17 protein-coding genes are annotated in these 15,108 nt (G+C 37.4%); 6 read left to right on the plus strand and 11 right to left on the minus strand.

The annotated features are described in order from the left end of the window. Positions 1 to 68: 68 nt before the first annotated feature. From AB657_RS17910 to AB657_RS00195, 4 genes are all read left to right on the plus strand, one after another. On the plus strand, positions 69 to 236 hold the full coding sequence (locus AB657_RS17910; RefSeq protein WP_047244661.1) for a lmo0937 family membrane protein: 168 nt from the start codon (positions 69 to 71) through the stop codon (positions 234 to 236). 262 nt (positions 237 to 498) lie between these two features. Next, a complete protein-coding gene (locus AB657_RS00185; protein WP_157491529.1) occupies positions 499 to 1,743 on the plus strand; it encodes a sensor histidine kinase in 1,245 nt (414 codons plus the stop codon). Next, entirely contained in the window at positions 1,740 to 2,438 is a 699-nt protein-coding gene (locus AB657_RS00190) for a response regulator transcription factor (RefSeq protein WP_047244663.1), read from the plus strand. Before AB657_RS00185 ends, AB657_RS00190 begins: the two co-directional genes overlap by 4 nt. A gap of 127 nt (positions 2,439 to 2,565) precedes the next feature. Continuing rightward, positions 2,566 to 3,330 carry a creatininase family protein gene (locus AB657_RS00195; RefSeq protein WP_198146850.1) on the plus strand — a complete coding sequence of 255 codons (765 nt, stop codon included), beginning with the start codon at positions 2,566 to 2,568 and terminating at the stop codon, positions 3,328 to 3,330. Here the strand turns inward: AB657_RS00195 and AB657_RS00200 are convergent, their stop codons facing one another. Genes AB657_RS00200 through rsfS form a run of 6 tightly spaced genes read right to left on the minus strand, consistent with a single transcriptional unit; the run spans position 3,331 to position 8,101 of the window. Then, positions 3,331 to 3,591, minus strand: a complete 261-nt coding sequence (locus AB657_RS00200) for an acyl-CoA-binding protein (protein WP_047244664.1) — start codon at positions 3,589 to 3,591, stop codon at positions 3,331 to 3,333. Next, complete coding sequence (locus AB657_RS00205; protein ID WP_047244665.1) at positions 3,566 to 4,249, minus strand: phosphatidylserine decarboxylase family protein; 684 nt, start codon at positions 4,247 to 4,249, stop codon at positions 3,566 to 3,568. The genes AB657_RS00200 and AB657_RS00205 overlap by 26 nt, the downstream gene beginning before the upstream one ends. After that, positions 4,239 to 5,042, minus strand: coding sequence for a phosphatidate cytidylyltransferase (locus AB657_RS00210; RefSeq protein ID WP_047244666.1), 804 nt, complete (start codon positions 5,040 to 5,042; stop codon positions 4,239 to 4,241). The genes AB657_RS00205 and AB657_RS00210 overlap by 11 nt, the downstream gene beginning before the upstream one ends. A 1-nt stretch (position 5,043) precedes the next feature. Further along, positions 5,044 to 5,655 (minus strand): LUD domain-containing protein, encoded by a 612-nt coding sequence (locus AB657_RS00215; protein WP_047244667.1) that lies wholly within the window; start codon positions 5,653 to 5,655, stop codon positions 5,044 to 5,046. 58 nt (positions 5,656 to 5,713) lie between these two features. Next, on the minus strand, positions 5,714 to 7,714 hold the full coding sequence (gene ftsH / locus AB657_RS00220) for an ATP-dependent zinc metalloprotease FtsH (protein WP_047244668.1): 2,001 nt from the start codon (positions 7,712 to 7,714) through the stop codon (positions 5,714 to 5,716). 9 nt (positions 7,715 to 7,723) lie between these two features. Beyond that, the gene (gene rsfS, locus AB657_RS00225) at positions 7,724 to 8,101 is read right to left on the minus strand and encodes a ribosome silencing factor (protein WP_047244669.1); all 378 of its coding nucleotides are present in this window, start codon (positions 8,099 to 8,101) and stop codon (positions 7,724 to 7,726) included. A gap of 93 nt (positions 8,102 to 8,194) precedes the next feature. On the opposite strand from rsfS, the gene AB657_RS00230 reads away from it, so the two are divergent. Then, positions 8,195 to 8,932 carry a biotin--[acetyl-CoA-carboxylase] ligase gene (locus AB657_RS00230; protein ID WP_047244670.1) on the plus strand — a complete coding sequence of 246 codons (738 nt, stop codon included), beginning with the start codon at positions 8,195 to 8,197 and terminating at the stop codon, positions 8,930 to 8,932. Here AB657_RS00230 and AB657_RS00235 read toward each other — a convergent pair. Both AB657_RS00235 and pyrE read right to left on the minus strand, forming a co-directional pair. Further along, positions 8,929 to 9,321 (minus strand): hypothetical protein, encoded by a 393-nt coding sequence (locus AB657_RS00235; protein ID WP_047244671.1) that lies wholly within the window; start codon positions 9,319 to 9,321, stop codon positions 8,929 to 8,931. The genes AB657_RS00230 and AB657_RS00235 overlap by 4 nt on opposite strands. A gap of 4 nt (positions 9,322 to 9,325) precedes the next feature. Further along, positions 9,326 to 9,967, minus strand: coding sequence for an orotate phosphoribosyltransferase (gene pyrE, locus AB657_RS00240; RefSeq protein WP_047244672.1), 642 nt, complete (start codon positions 9,965 to 9,967; stop codon positions 9,326 to 9,328). Positions 9,968 to 9,974: 7 nt separating this feature from the next. On the opposite strand from pyrE, the gene AB657_RS00245 reads away from it, so the two are divergent. Continuing rightward, on the plus strand, positions 9,975 to 10,565 hold the full coding sequence (locus AB657_RS00245) for an NUDIX hydrolase (protein ID WP_047247692.1): 591 nt from the start codon (positions 9,975 to 9,977) through the stop codon (positions 10,563 to 10,565). A gap of 18 nt (positions 10,566 to 10,583) precedes the next feature. On the opposite strand, the gene AB657_RS00250 is transcribed toward AB657_RS00245, so the two are convergent. From AB657_RS00250 to AB657_RS17560, 3 genes are all read right to left on the minus strand, one after another. Further along, a complete protein-coding gene (locus AB657_RS00250; RefSeq protein ID WP_047244673.1) occupies positions 10,584 to 12,335 on the minus strand; it encodes a M14 family metallopeptidase in 1,752 nt (583 codons plus the stop codon). A 79-nt stretch (positions 12,336 to 12,414) separates the two neighbouring features. Then, positions 12,415 to 12,819, minus strand: coding sequence for a response regulator (locus tag AB657_RS00255; protein ID WP_047244674.1), 405 nt, complete (start codon positions 12,817 to 12,819; stop codon positions 12,415 to 12,417). Then, positions 12,806 to 14,656 carry a PAS domain-containing sensor histidine kinase gene (locus tag AB657_RS17560; RefSeq protein WP_052958587.1) on the minus strand — a complete coding sequence of 617 codons (1,851 nt, stop codon included), beginning with the start codon at positions 14,654 to 14,656 and terminating at the stop codon, positions 12,806 to 12,808. The genes AB657_RS00255 and AB657_RS17560 overlap by 14 nt, the downstream gene beginning before the upstream one ends. Positions 14,657 to 15,108: the final 452 nt, after the last annotated feature.

Genomic DNA, 15,108 nt, shown 5'->3' on the forward strand with positions numbered 1-15,108 from the left:
GTATGGTTAAGAGACTTGTTTTCTGTGTTTTACGACTAAATTTCGGTTAAATTTAAAACACTTGTATTATGAGAAGTCTTTTATGGTTGGTAGCGGTAATTTGCATTATTATTTGGATTTTGGGTATGTTGGGTATTGTGCCAGGCCTAGCAACCGGAAGCCTACTGCATATTCTATTGGTAATAGCAGTAGTGGTCATACTCTACAATATTATTTCTGGACGTAAACCTTTGTAATAGGTAGGGTTTATATTTATAATAGATCCGGGTTTGTTATGTCAACATAGCAAACCCGGATTTTTTAATGGTTATATGTGAGCTTTAGTAAAAGGGTTTTGTTTAAAAACAGTAACTTAATTGCGTGCAAGGTGTTTATAGTATTCTATTGGTGTTATAACTTGCGCAAGTACATAAAACAATGCAACTGAAGCGTTAGGACCATTGGTCGCCTTTTAGTGTAGTTTATTTGATAAGAGTCTTGAAAACGAAGAATATCTTTTTGGTTTTATTTTTAATTTCGATCATTGGGTTGTCCATTATTCAATACCAGTATCTTAAAATTGGATTGGACTTGGCCAAGGTTCAGTTCGGTACCAAAGTAGAAAATGCTGGAGATGTTATAAAAGAGGGGCTCAAATCTAAAAGTAGGCTTACCTATTTTCTTGGAAATACGCTACAGAACAACACTCCTTTCTATAATATAACGGTAGATAGTGTTAAAGAGGTCTCTTATCTTTTTTTGGATGACTACATTAAGAACAAATTGGTGGACAGAGGGGTGGATTCTGACTATTCTTTTCGTCTTTTCTCTAAAGATAGTGTGTACAATTTTAGTTCTCCCAAACAGTTTGGTAGAGGTGAGAATGTAGATTCTTATCAGATAGAATTAGAGGGTTACCTTCCCGAATTGTTAGGCAAATCTATATTTTTAGAACTTCGTTTTAATAATTTGTACGGTTTTTTTATGTCTAAATTAAACGGACTCACATTGCCCAGTATTTTATTTTTATTAGGTATTTGTATTACGGTCATTTGGGTGTTGAGAACTTATTATGGGCAGAGTCGTTTAATCGTTACTACGAACGAATTTATAAATAACCTTACCCACGAGTTAAAGACACCCGTTTTCTCAATAGGTTTGGCAACCAAAATATTGGATGAAAAGGCGAACCAAAATCAGAGACCGGTGTTGAGTATTATAAAACAGCAGGTAAATCGTTTGTCCGTTCATATAGATAAGGTGTTAGAACTGGCAAGTTTGGAGTCGGGGAAGAAAGTAATTACCTTGGAAACCGTAAACTTTAGATTCCATTTACAAAGACTTTGCGAAGAGTTTAAAACATTGATGTCTATAGAAAATGGTGAGTTTACCTATGTTTTGGAGGCAGGTGAATATATAATTAGAGCGGAGGTTTTTCATTTGGAAAATGCGATAAACAATATATTGGACAATGCCAAAAAATACGCAGATAAACCCTTAATTGGCCTTAAGGCCTATATAAAAAATGATAAATTGCATATAGAGGTTACCGATAATGGAAAAGGAGTGTCCAAAGAGGATATGAAAAGAATATTCCAAAAATTTTATCGTGTTACGGATGGAGATTTACATCGGGTAAAAGGCTATGGCCTGGGGCTTAGTTATGTAAAAAAGATTATGGAAAAGCATAAAGGACGGGTACAGGTCGAAAGTAAAGAAAATGTAGGGACTAAAATAACTTTGGTAATTCCAACCGAAAAATGAGAGAAAATAGAGCGCGATTATTGTTGGTGGAAGATGATGAGTCTTTAGGTTACTTGTTGTCCGAGTATTTGAAAATCAAGAATTTTGAGATTACTTGGGCCAAAGACGGAAAGGCTGCATTGGCCGAACTAGAAAAATCTGAATATGATTTGGCAATATTGGATGTTATGATGCCAGAAATGGACGGATTTGCTCTGGGGAAAAAAATCAATGAGAACTTTCGGAACTTGCCTTTTATCTTTTTGACTGCCAAGTCACTAAAGGTAGATGTGTTAAAGGGCTTTCATATAGGGGCTATGGACTATTTAAAAAAGCCGATAGATGAAGAAGAGCTCGTTATTAGAATTGAGCGCCTTTTGTCCAGGATCCAAAGTAAACACCCTTTACAGGAAGTCACAGACCTTTATAAAGTTGGTAAATATGATTTTAACGCCTTAAATCAGGAACTTTCGTATAACGGCCAAAAAGTGAACTTGACCGTAAAGGAAAGTGAACTGCTAAAATATTTGGTAGATAAACAAAATCAACTCTGTCCGCATAAAGATATACTGATACGGCTTTGGGGCAAAAACGATTATTTTAATAAAAAAAGCCTCAATGTTTTTATTACACGTTTAAGAAAGTATCTGGAATTAGATGCCGACATTAAAATTGAAAACGTACACAGTAAAGGTTATATACTGCGTCTGCCCTAATAAATGTCTATCGGAAAAAATGGATAGATGCCTATTTCGATGTGGATACAAAGTAAACACCGAATTAATTATGTTAGATATGGTCGTGGTGGTATGACCAAAGTTAATATGCAAACCAAACAAGATTATGATAAGACCCTATATACTAGCTGAAACCAACTGGAAGCATCTAAAGGACGAGAATATAGAATTGGCCGTGTTGCCTTGGGGTGCCACAGAGGCACATAATTACCATTTGCCCTATGCAACAGATAACTACCAGGCAGAGGCCATTGTAGAGGAGTCGGCTAAAAGGTCGTGGGAAATAGGTGATAAGGTTATTGTGTTGCCCACTATTCCATACGGGGTAAACACGGGGCAAAAAGATATTTATCTGGATATGAACCTGAATCCAAGTACTCAATTGGCCATTCTTAAAGACCTAATTACGGTATTAAATGCCCAGGGCATATATAAGCTGCTGATATTTAACGGTCATGGAGGAAACAATTTTAAGCCCTTGGTCCGTGAATTGGGGCTTCTTTTTCCGAAGATGTTCATTAGTTTTTGTTTCTTTCCCCAAATGTTCGACAAGTCGTTATATTTTCAGGAAAAAGGGGACCACGCCGATGAAATGGAAACGAGTCTCATGTTGTATATTAGACCTGATCTTGTATTGCCAAAACCGGAATGGGGCAAGGGTAGTTTTAAAAAGTTTAGGATCAAGGCTTTTTCTGAAGGTGGTGTATGGGCAGAAAGACAATGGTCTAAAATAAGTGAGGATACGGGTACGGGAAATCCAGAATACGCAAATACCGAAAAAGGAGAGCGTTTTTTTAAGGATGTTTGCTCAAAGGTAGGGCAATTGTTTTCAGATATATGTAAAGCGGACTTGAACGATTTATATGAGTAATTATTTTTTTAACTCTAGGTTCACCAGCTCTATATACGATTTCATGGCCTCTTCACGGTTAATATTTCTTGCCTGTATCAATGCATTGGCCTTAAAGGCATTTATCAAAGGCGTCTTGCTGCCTGGATGGTTGTAATTTTTGTTGGCAACCTTATAATAGGCGTATAGTTTTAACAACACATCAGCCGGTATAGGTGACTCATATGAATTTACAAACTCAACAGCTTCCTTAAAATCAGTATGTAATTTCTTGTTTTTCATTTGGGTCCACGTATGTCGCAATACAGGTTTGGGCTCCTTTTACCTTTTGATTTAGTTTTACGTTGATTTGGCAATCTAGGGGCAAAAACAAATCTACCCTTGATCCAAATTTGATAAAACCTGAATCGTCTCCTTGTTGAACACTCTCGCCAACTTCGGCATAGTTGACAATACGCCGGGCCATAGCGCCTGCTATTTGTCTAAAAAGTATATCTCCGAACTTTGGTGTTCCAACAACTACCGTTGTTCTTTCGTTTTCTTCACTGGATTTTGGGTGCCAAGCCACTAAATATTTTCCAGGATGATATTTAGAGTATTTGATCTTGCCACTGGCAGGGTATCTAGTTACGTGTACATTAATGGGTGACATAAAAATGGAGACTTGTCTTCTTTTGTCATTAAAATACTCATTTTCTTCTACTTCTTCTATCACTACCACCTTTCCGTCTACTGGAGCCAGTATTTCATCAAATGATTTATTCGCCCTTCTTGTAGGGTTTCTGAAAAATTGTAAAATTAATACCAAGATGATGGCAGCTGTTATCTGTACCGCAAGTTTAAGCCATGCAATATCTATAAAAAAATGGGCAAGAAGAACGGTTAGCCCTACAAGAAAAAAGGTTATCAATATAATTTTTTGACCCTCTCTATGAAACATAGGTAAAAATATTTAATGTTAAGTAAGCAAAAGGTGCAGCAAAGACTAGGCTGTCCAATCTATCCAACATGCCTCCATGCCCGGGCAGTATAGCTCCACTGTCCTTTACACCGGCCATTCTTTTTAATTTAGATTCTATCAGGTCTCCCAAACTACCTGTTATCACTATTACACTGGCAAGCAGCATCCATTGGCCAGGACCTATTATTTGTTCTTGGGTTCCCATAATGTAGGCGGCACCCAAGGCAAAGATATAACCTCCGACGGTTCCTTCCACAGTTTTCTTTGGGGAAACTGATGGAAATAGTTTCGTGCGGCCTAAGGTCTTACCGACAATATAGGCAAAAGAATCGTTTACCCATATTAAAATGAAAATACCCATTATCAAAAGCTTTGCGAAAGCATCATTTTTATAAGGTATCATGGTGAGGAAAATACAACCGCCACCAATGTAAAATAGGCCAATAAGAAATTTATGAAGACCGGAAAATGTTTTTGGTTTGGAGGAAAAGAGATAATATAAAAGGTACAGGTCTGTCAATATGGTAAAAAACATTAAAATATTGATCAGAATTAGGTCGTTTATTAAGTATATATAGGCCCACCAAAGTCCCAAATAGGCTAAAAAAACATAATAGCCCTTGAGCTTTACAAGGCGCTTGTATTCGTAAAGGCAGGCGAGGCCAAAAACCATGAAAAGGAAGTCGAAGGCATCCGAACTTAAAAAGACGGCGGACAATAACAGGATTATATAAACCGCTCCAGTAAGTGATCTTCGTAAAACTTCTTTCATACTATAAATCTTCCAACAATAAAAGATAAAGATTTTTAGTACTACTTCCGTAAGTTAAGAAATCATCAGAATTTTCTTTAGTAGGTTTAAAATGCTTAAGAGTGGTAATATTGGCGGGTATTGCAGGGCCATACTTTTTCTTAATGGTTTTTAATCCTTCTCCAATAGATTCAACCAATTGGCTAGTAGTGGCGTATACAATTACATTGCTTGGCAACTCGTTTACCTTTTTCTCGTTCAGTTGATTGGAGCATACTAAGATACTGCCATTTTGGGCAATTAGATGTTCGCAAGTGGTTAGGAAGATATCGCTCTCTTTTGTTTTTTCGGTGAAAGAAATATTTTCTCTTCCAAACTTTTTTGTCAATTGGGGATTCATGGCAAAGAAAGGTTGGTTTTGCCAACCGTTCTCCTCGATTATATTGTGCAAGGCCCTAGATACTTCTTGGTCAGAAATGCAATAAATGAATTTACCCCCATTTTTTTTGAAATGTATAGTAAATTTCTCATCGACCGGAAGGTTCAAATCGGGCATATGTTCCCCACGGGTCTCCACAGTTTCTTTGGAAACCTTTTTCTTACCTCCCCCAAATAAAATATCTAAAAGACCCATTTAGTAATTTAATCTACCAAGTACCTATTTTTTAAAAAACTCTGAAAGAATTACATAATTAACTATTTTCTGATACTTTTTCGTCTTCTTCAGTGTCTTTTTTTTCGGTTTCTTCAGACTTTTTCTTCTCTTCTTCTATTAGATCTTTTTCAAAAGATCTTTTTCCGAAGATTTTTTCCAAATCTTCCTTAAAGATAACTTCTTTTTCCAACAGTCGCTCAGCAAGTGTAGTAAGTTTGTCCTTGTTGTCCGTTAGTACCTTTATGGCACGTTGGTACTGGGCTTCTATGATTTTAGAAATTTCTTCATCGATTTTTCTGGCGGTTTCTTCGCTGTAGGGCTTTGAGAAGCCGTAAGAGTCTTGACCAGATGAATCGTAATATGTTAAATTACCTATAGTTTCGTTAAGGCCGTAAATGGTTACCATTGCTTTTGCTTGCTTGGTAACTTTTTCCAGGTCGCTCAATGCTCCGGTAGATATTTTATCGAAAATCACTTTTTCTGCTGCTCTACCTCCCATGGTAGCACACATTTCGTCTAACATCTGATCTGGCCTTACGATCAACCTTTCTTCTGGTAGATACCATGCGGCACCCAAAGATTGTCCTCTTGGTACAATGGTCACCTTTACCAATGGCGCTGCGTGTTCCAACATCCAGCTTACGGTGGCATGGCCGGCCTCGTGGTATGCTATTGTTCTTTTTTCGCCCGGTGTAATAATCTTATTTTTCTTTTCCAGACCGCCTACGATCCTGTCTACGGCATCTAAAAAATCTTGTTTGTTAACCGCCTTTTGCTCTTTTCGTGCCGCAATTAGTGCCGCTTCGTTACAAACGTTTGCTATATCGGCACCCGAAAATCCTGGAGTTTGTCTCGCCAAGAAATCTAAATCCAAGGTTTCGGCAGTCTTTATAGGTCTTAGGTGAACTTCAAAAATTTCTTTTCTTTCACGTATGTCTGGCAGGTCAACATATATTTGTCTGTCAAATCTACCTGCACGCATCAATGCCTTGTCAAGAACATCGGCACGGTTGGTGGCCGCCAATACGATAACATTTGTATTGGTTCCAAACCCGTCCATCTCTGTCAATAACTGGTTTAGCGTGTTTTCCCTTTCATCATTGGATCCCGTGAAATTGTTTTTTCCCCTAGCTCTACCAATGGCATCGATCTCGTCTATAAATATGATAGCGGGAGATTTGTCTTTGGCCTGTTTAAAAAGGTCACGCACCCTAGAGGCACCTACACCCACGAACATTTCTACGAAGTCGGAACCTGAAAGGGAAAAGAAAGGAACCTTTGCTTCGCCCGCAACTGCCTTGGCTAATAATGTTTTACCTGTACCTGGAGGGCCTACCAAAAGTGCTCCTTTAGGAATTTTTCCACCTAAAGAAGTATACTTGTCGGGGTTTCGGAGAAACTCCACTATTTCTTCTACCTCTTCTTTGGCGCCTTCCAATCCGGCTACATCTTTGAACGAGGTTCTTGTATCTGTCTTTTCATCAAAAAGTTTGGCCTTTGATTTTCCTATGTTGAAAATTTGACCTCCAGCACCGCCACCGCCACCGCCGGACATTCTGCGCATAAGGTAGATCCATATTCCTATTATCAACACAAAGGGAAGTAGTGAAAGTAGAAAATCTAAAATAGCAGTAGATTCTTTTCCAAACTCTATAATGGTATCAAGGTTGTTGTCTTTCTTTATTTCGGTGATTTCGTTCTGGAATATTTGTAGGTCGCCATAGTCCAGCGTGTATTGCGGTACATTACTGGTGGCTGGGAGAAAAGATTTCTCCGACACATCTTTATGTACCTCTTTGGCCATGGCCTCATCGGTCAAAAATACCTTTGCCTGATTTGTATTTGTAATGATGAGTATTTTTTTGACATCACCATTTCTAAGGTATTCTTGTAATTCTGAGGTAGTCGTTTTTTTGGTACTGGCCAAGTCTTCACTATTAAATAGTTGAAAACCGATCAATAGTACTGCAACGATACCATATATCCACCAAGAACTGAACTTTGGTTTTTTAGGATTTGTATTATTCTCTTTTGCCATTATAGTTTTTTAATGATTAATGCTACTTTCGATGGATGTAAACTTTGCGTCTCCCCATAGACCCTCAATGTCGTAGAACTCTCTAACATGTTTTTGGAATACGTGGACAACTACATTAACATAGTCCATTAAGACCCATTCGGCGTTGTCCTGGCCTTCTACATGCCAAGGCTTGTCTTTAATAGCTTTGCTAACGGTTTTTTGGATAGAGCCTACAATCGCATTTACATGCGTATTAGAAGTACCATTACATATTATAAAGTAGTCGCAAACGGTGTTCTCAATTTCTCTCAGGTCAAGTAAGTCAATGTTTTGTCCTTTTACTTCGTCTATTCCCTGCAAAATCAATGCAATCAACTCATCTGCACTAGTTTTCCTTTTCTGCATTCAAAAGTTTTAGTTTTTACAAAGTTATTGTTTTTTTGCTCTTTTAGGCGTAGTTTTTAACAATTGATTAAAGTTTTCTAAAAGCAGGCCCATATGCAGATAATCAAACTTAGTGCCACGGAGTCTACCAATACCTATTTAAAAGAACTATGGAAACGTGGTAAACTTCATGATTATACGGTCGTAGTGACCAAAGACCAAACCAAGGGTAAAGGGCAAATGGGGGCGGTATGGCAATCAGAAGCTGGTAAAAACCTAACTTTCAGTGTTTTAAAAATAATGGATGGATTTGATTTAAAAGATAAATTTCTTTTGAACATGTACACTTCCATGGCAGTTTTTGATACACTTTATGCTATAGGAGTGCCAAGATTGGCTATAAAATGGCCAAACGACATTCTGTCAGGTTCGTCTAAATTATGTGGTATTTTAATAGAAAACATTGTCGCTGGAACAAAAATTAAGGCGGCTATTATAGGAATTGGCCTTAATGTAAACCAAACAGATTTTTCGGGCAGTCTAAAAGCTTCCTCGGTGAAGGGGGTGACAAACGTACATTTTGACCTGGATGACTTATTGGGGCAAATTCTGGAAAACCTTCAAAAATATTTAATAAACACCGATAAAAATCTATCCAACCCTGGCGATTTGTATGAGGATTACCATTCTCGACTCTTTCGGCTAGGGGTGGCGAGTACATTTCAAAAACAGAACGGGACTGTTTTTACTGGTATTATAGAGGGTGTCTCGCTTCAGGGCAAGTTATTGGTTAGGCTCGAAGATGAACATATTCATAAGTTTGACCTGAAAGAAGTAAGGTTACTTTATTAGATGCTTTGCAGTTTGTCGGTGAGGGCATTGATAAAATTGGTAATTGGTTTTTTTATCATCATTGCCATCATAGCATTGAACTCACCTGAGAAACTTAGGACAACTTCACTTTTATTTGCCTCAATTTCGGTAATGTCCGCAGTAAGGGTAAAAGGTAGTTTATCACTGGCCGCACCTAGTACAAGTTTTGAAAATGGTGTCTGTTCTTTTCTTTCCAATACTATTTCTGGCATTCCCTTTAGGGCGAACAGGAATCTGTTTTCGTTGATGACCTCGAATTTATCTATATTGTCGGGCATCAATTTTTCGAAATTGGCAAGATCGCTCAAAAATTCAAAAGTTTCTTGAGTACTTTTATTTACGGTGGTTTTGGGTGTTTCTATAAACATATTTTTATTGTAGCCATTTTGATGGATTTTTTCTCCACTCCATCAAAGTATTAAGTTGATCTTCTTTTATATAATCGGTATCCGATGCCTGTTCAATTAAATAATCATAGCTGCTCAAGGTGTGCAGCTCAACATTTTTTTGTTCAAAATTCTTTACGGCGACATCGAAACCATAGGTAAATATGGCCAACATGCCCTTTATGTTCGCTTTTTGTTCCTTAAGGGCGTCCACGGCATTGAGGCTGCTTTTGCCAGTGCTTATCAGATCCTCGATGACCACTACGGTCTGGTTGGGCGATAATTGACCCTCGATCTGGTTTTGTCTTCCATGGGATTTCGGTTCGGGTCTAACATAGATAAACGGAAGCCCCAATGCATCCGCTACGAGGGCGCCGATGCCGATAGCTCCAGTGGCTACCCCTGCGATTACATCAGGTTTGCCGTATAACAACTCTACTTGCTTTGCCATTTCTTCCCTTACATAATTGCGAATAGTCGGATATGACAGTAATATTCGGTTGTCGCAATATATCGGAGATTTCCAGCCAGAAGCCCATGTAAAAGGATTTTCTGGTTTCAATTTTATTGCATTAATTTGTAGCAGAAGCTCCGCTGTTTTTTTAGCTGTGTTCTTGTCTAAAACCATGTCGCAAATGTATAAAGTTTTTGTTAATGAATTGCCTTTGATTTTAACAAATAAACTCTCCGAAACAGCTAATGGCGAGTATTTTTTGCTGAATCAAGAATCTATACAAAGTGCCATTAAGGCTTTAAAGAAAAAAAAGCTTGAAGAAGCATACATTTATCACCCTAACCATGAGGAGCTTCTTAAAAAGTTCACTAAAGAGATACCACTAATAGTTGCGGCGGGTGGTGTGGTAACCAATGATGAGGGTAAAGTGCTTTTTATTTATAGAAATGACAAGTGGGATCTGCCCAAGGGGAAATTGGATAAAGGGGAATCTATAGAAGATTGTGCCATACGTGAGGTAATGGAGGAAACTGGGGTAAAGAACCTAAGGATAGAAAATTTTTTAAGGACTACGTATCATATTTTCGGAAATAACGGAACGCCAACGCTTAAACAAGTGCACTGGTATGCGATGAAAACGGATTATTCCGGAAAGTTAAAACCCCAAAAAAAAGAAGGTATCGTAAAGGTGAAATGGAAGGGGCCCAAAAAAATAAAGGAAGCCCTTCAAAATTCATATGTGAACATTAAAATTTTGTTCGAAGGTGATTGATCGATTTTTTTTATGAACCTATTTCTCTTTAGGTACTCTGTAGATAGGGTACTGTTTATGTGCTTTTTCGTAGAGAGGTGAACGTTCAAAAATCCATTTTAACTGAGCGTACCAATTTTCTGAAAACTTTGCATCCACTTCTTTCTTCGCTTCAAATTCCTTTTTGAGAACAGTGTCCTGTTCCAATAGATTTAAAGCTGTATCCTCAAATACATAAGGAGAGAAACCTTCTTTTTGTTGTAAAATAGTATCAAAGAAATTCCAGTTAAAAAAAGAATCGGTGGAAGAAGGCTCTAAGGTTTCCATAATATATCTGAAGCCGGGCTGGTCTGTATATACAACGATATCTCCTTCTTCGAAGTTAACTTCGGCCATTTTAGAGCTGGTATGGGTGTCATAATGTAGGTAATGGCCTTCGTACGGATTTTTTACCGTACTGTAATCTTCTATTCTGTACGATTCTACCTGTAATATTGTATCTTTTTTGATCAGTTCAAATTCGATTTCGTTTAAGGCAAGTAGGTCCATAACCTTTTTCCATTGTTTTTTTATGATGTATGCCTCTGGAATTTTTACGGAATCCGTCGCCTTGAAATAATTGTAATAAACTACATTCTTGGTAAATGGTCTGTTTCTATCGTACTTAAGTCTATTGTGGCCGGTTACTTTGCTGATTATGGTGTCTGCTTGGTATCCTTTAAACTTAAGAACCGAAGATTTTGTACTGTCTACGCTCCATTTGGTAGGGTAGTAGTTCCAATTTAGGTGTCTGTTGCTTGCTTTGGTTCGCAGTTCCTTGATTTTTTTTCCTTCTTTTTCTGAAATGGCGATCATTTTTTCCATCAGTTTGTAGGTGCCTTCAACTCTAGGTTGGTAGGGTTTTAACATGTGCGTTTCGACCATCATGCCTAAAGTGTTCCAGAGTGTTGTGTATCCGGTAGAGTATCTAGGGTGATCCATAAATTGTTGGAACCCTACTTCTGGAGGTTTGTTAAAGACGTTTACATACGGTGTTATGCTCCAATCTTCCAATGAGAGAGAATCCTCTAACGATGGCATTAGGGTATTGTGAAGATAGTGTCCTAGTTCACCCCCCAGTTTATTGTGCTGAGTGAACAAATGGGTTAATGTGTATTGGTAATCCGCACCATTGCTTACATGGTTATCTATAAATAGGTCCGGCTTTACTAAATGGTAAATTTTGGCAAATGTTCTGGCGTTTTTTGTATCTGTCTTTATAAAATCACGGTTAAGGTCATAATTTAAGGCGTTGCCCCTGAATCCGTATGACTCTGGACCGTTTTGATTGGCCCTAGTGGTCGAGTTTCTGTTAAGTGCCCCCCCAATGTTGTATATGGGAATGGTAACTACAACGGTCTGTTCTGGGCTGGATATTTTGCCGCTGGCTAAATCCCTGAACAAAAGCATAGTGGCATCTATGCCATCGCTCTCCCCAGGGTGAATGCCGTTATTTATTAATAATACGGTCTTGTTTTTGGTTATTTTATTGAAATTAAAATCACCGTCGGCATTATAGGTAACCAAATGAAGCGGTTTATCGCTATCGGTTTCCCCTATGGTCTGTATGTTAATTTCCGGAAATTCTTTGGCCAGTCTTAGGTAGAACTCTATCACCTCTTCGTACGTAGCCGTCTCTGTTCCTTTAGAAGATTCAAAAGGTGTAATAAAATCTATTTCAATATCCTCTACCTTAGATTCACATGACAGAAAAATAAGGGTTAAAAAAAAGGAAACAAGCAATATTCGCATAACCAATACACTGTTTATTAGGTTTTTTGTCCTAATGAGTTATTTTGGTAAAAATAATTAAAATCGATAAATGCTGGGCCTATGCGGTTTTCGTTATTTTGGCGATATCTTCTTTTTTCATGGGCTTGTTGTTAAAGGTGATCAAATGATGGGTTTGGTCCTTGTATTGTTCCCATTTTTGTTTGTCGTAAGGGTCTATGGATGAGGTGACTATGTTTATTCTTATTTTCTTTGTAATAGGAAGTTTAATAAATTCTTCTAGAAATTGCCAACCATCCATAATGGGCATATTAATATCCAAAAAGATTACATCCGGTATTACTTCTGAGTCTTTGAACCTTTTGTTAAGGCCATCTAGCGCTACCTTTCCGTTTATGTACGATTCTATAGTTTCACATTCAACAGTGAGGTTCAACATTTTATGAATGCCAAAAATCGCAATAGGGTCATCATCTACGATACTAATCAGCTTAAATTTTTTCATTAAAGAATATCTTAAAGGTTGTGCCTTTGCCTACTTCACTTTCTACTTCAATTTTTCCACCCATTGCTTCCACCTGATTCTTGGTTATATAAAGGCCTATACCTCTGGCGTTTTGATGGTTGTGGAACGTTTTGTACATTCCAAACAGTTTGTTCCCATATTTTTTTAGGTCAATGCCCAGTCCGTTATCTTGTACAGACAAGATACTAAAGTTACCCTCTTTTGTCAAATCCAGTGTTAACTCGGGTTTTCTTTTGGGGTGTTTGTATTTGATGCCATTGGTGATAAAATTCATTAAGATACTATCTAAATATGACGGAACGGCTTTTAAGGTTTCTTTTTTTGATATGTTGTTCGTAATACTTGCTTGGTTAGAATCTATGAAATCTGATAAGTTTTTCTTTACGGCGGTTATTCTCTCATGAAGGTTTACTTCTTTTGTCTCTAGATTTACGTTGGTGCTAATAGCGACCACTTCATTTAAATTGTCTATGGTTTCGAGTAAATTTTTGGACGCGCTATCTAGCATGTTCAGTATTTTCTTTTTTTCGTCTTCACATTCTTCATGATGTAAAAAATCTAATAGCATGGAGAAATTGGCTGTATGTGATCTTAAGTTATGTGAAACTATATGGGCAAAATTGATCAGTTTTTTGTTTTGTAAAGAGGTGACATCTATAAGGTTCCTAAGCTCTTTCTCCTTTTGTTTAATGTTTGTAATGTCCAAACTGATACCGATCAGGCCATTTGCTGTGCCATTTTCGTCGAAAAGTGGAATTTTTGAACTTAGAAATATAGTTTGTGTACCATCTTTTTTGGTGCAAATTAGTTCTTCCCCAAGAATTGGTGTCAAATTTGTCATTACCCTTATATCCTGTTCGGTGTAAGTACGGGCTGTTTCCGCATCGTACAAGTCAAAATTGTTCTTGCCCAACAGGTCGTTTTCATTATCAACCTCGAAGAAATCACATTCTGCCTTGTTAGCAAGAATTTTTCTGGAATTTATGTCTTTTACGTAAACGTTTAGAGGAAGGTTGTCCACTAGGGTCCTTAATAGCTTTTCATTTTTTTTGGTCTCTAAATGAGCGATTATTTGGTCGTTAATATCTTGAAATGTGCCACTAAAACCAACCAATTCTCCTTTTTTGAATATGGCTTTTCCGGTAGTCAAGACCCATTTATCTATACCAGTGGCGGTAGTTATTTGCAATTTTTCGCTCCATGGGGTTCCTTTTTCAGAAGCTTCGTAAAGAGCCATGGAAATAGCATTTCGGCTATAACCTTCTTTGTAAAACTTAATGGCCGAATCAATGTCGGGAACATAATCCATTGGTACCTCATGAACAGCCTTGGTAATATCGCACCAACTTATTTTATTGGAGACAATGTCATATTCCCATCTTCCTGTTTTAGAGCTTTTGGACTGTTGGTTTAATAGATTTTTTGTCTTTTCGAGTTCTAATTCGTTTTCGATGGATTCTGTTACATCGTTTATTTGAATGATGGCCCCAATAATATTTTCATTTAGATCGTACCAACAGGTGTTGGACCATTCGTACCATTTTTCTGTTTGGTTGGCATCAATATGTTTATGCACCCCTAATGGTTTTGCTTGTCCGCAAAAACAGTCTTGCAATACCTTTTTCCATTTATGGCTTACCTCAGGGAAAACATCGAATATGCTTTTTCCCAAGGTGTTGTTGCTGTCTTTTTCAAAAGTGGCAATCCATTTATCGGAAGCATGAACAATCTTAAATGTTCTGTCAACAAAAACAGTTAAGGTAGGTAATTGCTTTATTAAGTAAGACGCTGGTTGGATTTGGGGGTCTTTCAACATGCTGTTGTAATTTCTTACAAATATATCAGAGCTTTGTATTTAAGATTAATCTTTGTTGTGAACTGGCATATATTTGTGGTTTTGTAAATGTTTTGGTCTTAAATCGTTGTTGTTTGTTAAGTTCTGTACAGACAACAAAAGGTTATCGTATTATTTAATTTGTTTTTTTTGTTGTTAGGTGAGCTTGTTCGGTCCTCTTTTTTCGGGTGTATCGAACTTAAAAAAATGAGTGTTTCCCTTGGGTTTTTTTCTTGGGACAGACCAATGTCAAACCTGTTGTTATCTGTATATACAACAGTGCAATTTGTATAGCTATTCATCACCATCATTGTCTTTTAGCCATTATTTTTATCCAATTGCCTAGAAATCAGGTTTTATACTGATTTCAAAAAATATTACTACCATGTAAAGGGTAATATCTCTAGATAAAAGTAAGAATATTCTGCTATAAT

It is taken from the genome of Maribacter thermophilus (assembly GCF_001020565.1).
GTDB lineage: Bacteria > Bacteroidota > Bacteroidia > Flavobacteriales > Flavobacteriaceae > Maribacter > Maribacter thermophilus.

Coding starts and splice junctions, on each gene's coding strand:
- AB657_RS17910 (WP_047244661.1), top strand. CDS start 69: ATGAGAAGTCTTTTATGGTTGGTAGCGGTAATTTGCATTATTATTTGG.
- AB657_RS00190 (WP_047244663.1), top strand. CDS start 1,740: ATGAGAGAAAATAGAGCGCGATTATTGTTGGTGGAAGATGATGAGTCT.
- AB657_RS00195 (WP_198146850.1), top strand. CDS start 2,566: ATGATAAGACCCTATATACTAGCTGAAACCAACTGGAAGCATCTAAAG.
- AB657_RS00200 (WP_047244664.1), bottom strand. CDS start 3,591: ATGAAAAACAAGAAATTACATACTGATTTTAAGGAAGCTGTTGAGTTT.
- AB657_RS00205 (WP_047244665.1), bottom strand. CDS start 4,249: ATGTTTCATAGAGAGGGTCAAAAAATTATATTGATAACCTTTTTTCTT.
- AB657_RS00210 (WP_047244666.1), bottom strand. CDS start 5,042: ATGAAAGAAGTTTTACGAAGATCACTTACTGGAGCGGTTTATATAATC.
- AB657_RS00215 (WP_047244667.1), bottom strand. CDS start 5,655: ATGGGTCTTTTAGATATTTTATTTGGGGGAGGTAAGAAAAAGGTTTCC.
- ftsH (WP_047244668.1), bottom strand. CDS start 7,714: ATGGCAAAAGAGAATAATACAAATCCTAAAAAACCAAAGTTCAGTTCT.
- rsfS (WP_047244669.1), bottom strand. CDS start 8,101: ATGCAGAAAAGGAAAACTAGTGCAGATGAGTTGATTGCATTGATTTTG.
- AB657_RS00230 (WP_047244670.1), top strand. CDS start 8,195: ATGCAGATAATCAAACTTAGTGCCACGGAGTCTACCAATACCTATTTA.
- AB657_RS00235 (WP_047244671.1), bottom strand. CDS start 9,321: ATGTTTATAGAAACACCCAAAACCACCGTAAATAAAAGTACTCAAGAA.
- pyrE (WP_047244672.1), bottom strand. CDS start 9,967: ATGGTTTTAGACAAGAACACAGCTAAAAAAACAGCGGAGCTTCTGCTA.
- AB657_RS00245 (WP_047247692.1), top strand. CDS start 9,975: ATGTATAAAGTTTTTGTTAATGAATTGCCTTTGATTTTAACAAATAAA.
- AB657_RS00250 (WP_047244673.1), bottom strand. CDS start 12,335: ATGCGAATATTGCTTGTTTCCTTTTTTTTAACCCTTATTTTTCTGTCA.
- AB657_RS00255 (WP_047244674.1), bottom strand. CDS start 12,819: ATGAAAAAATTTAAGCTGATTAGTATCGTAGATGATGACCCTATTGCG.
- AB657_RS17560 (WP_052958587.1), bottom strand. CDS start 14,656: ATGTTGAAAGACCCCCAAATCCAACCAGCGTCTTACTTAATAAAGCAA.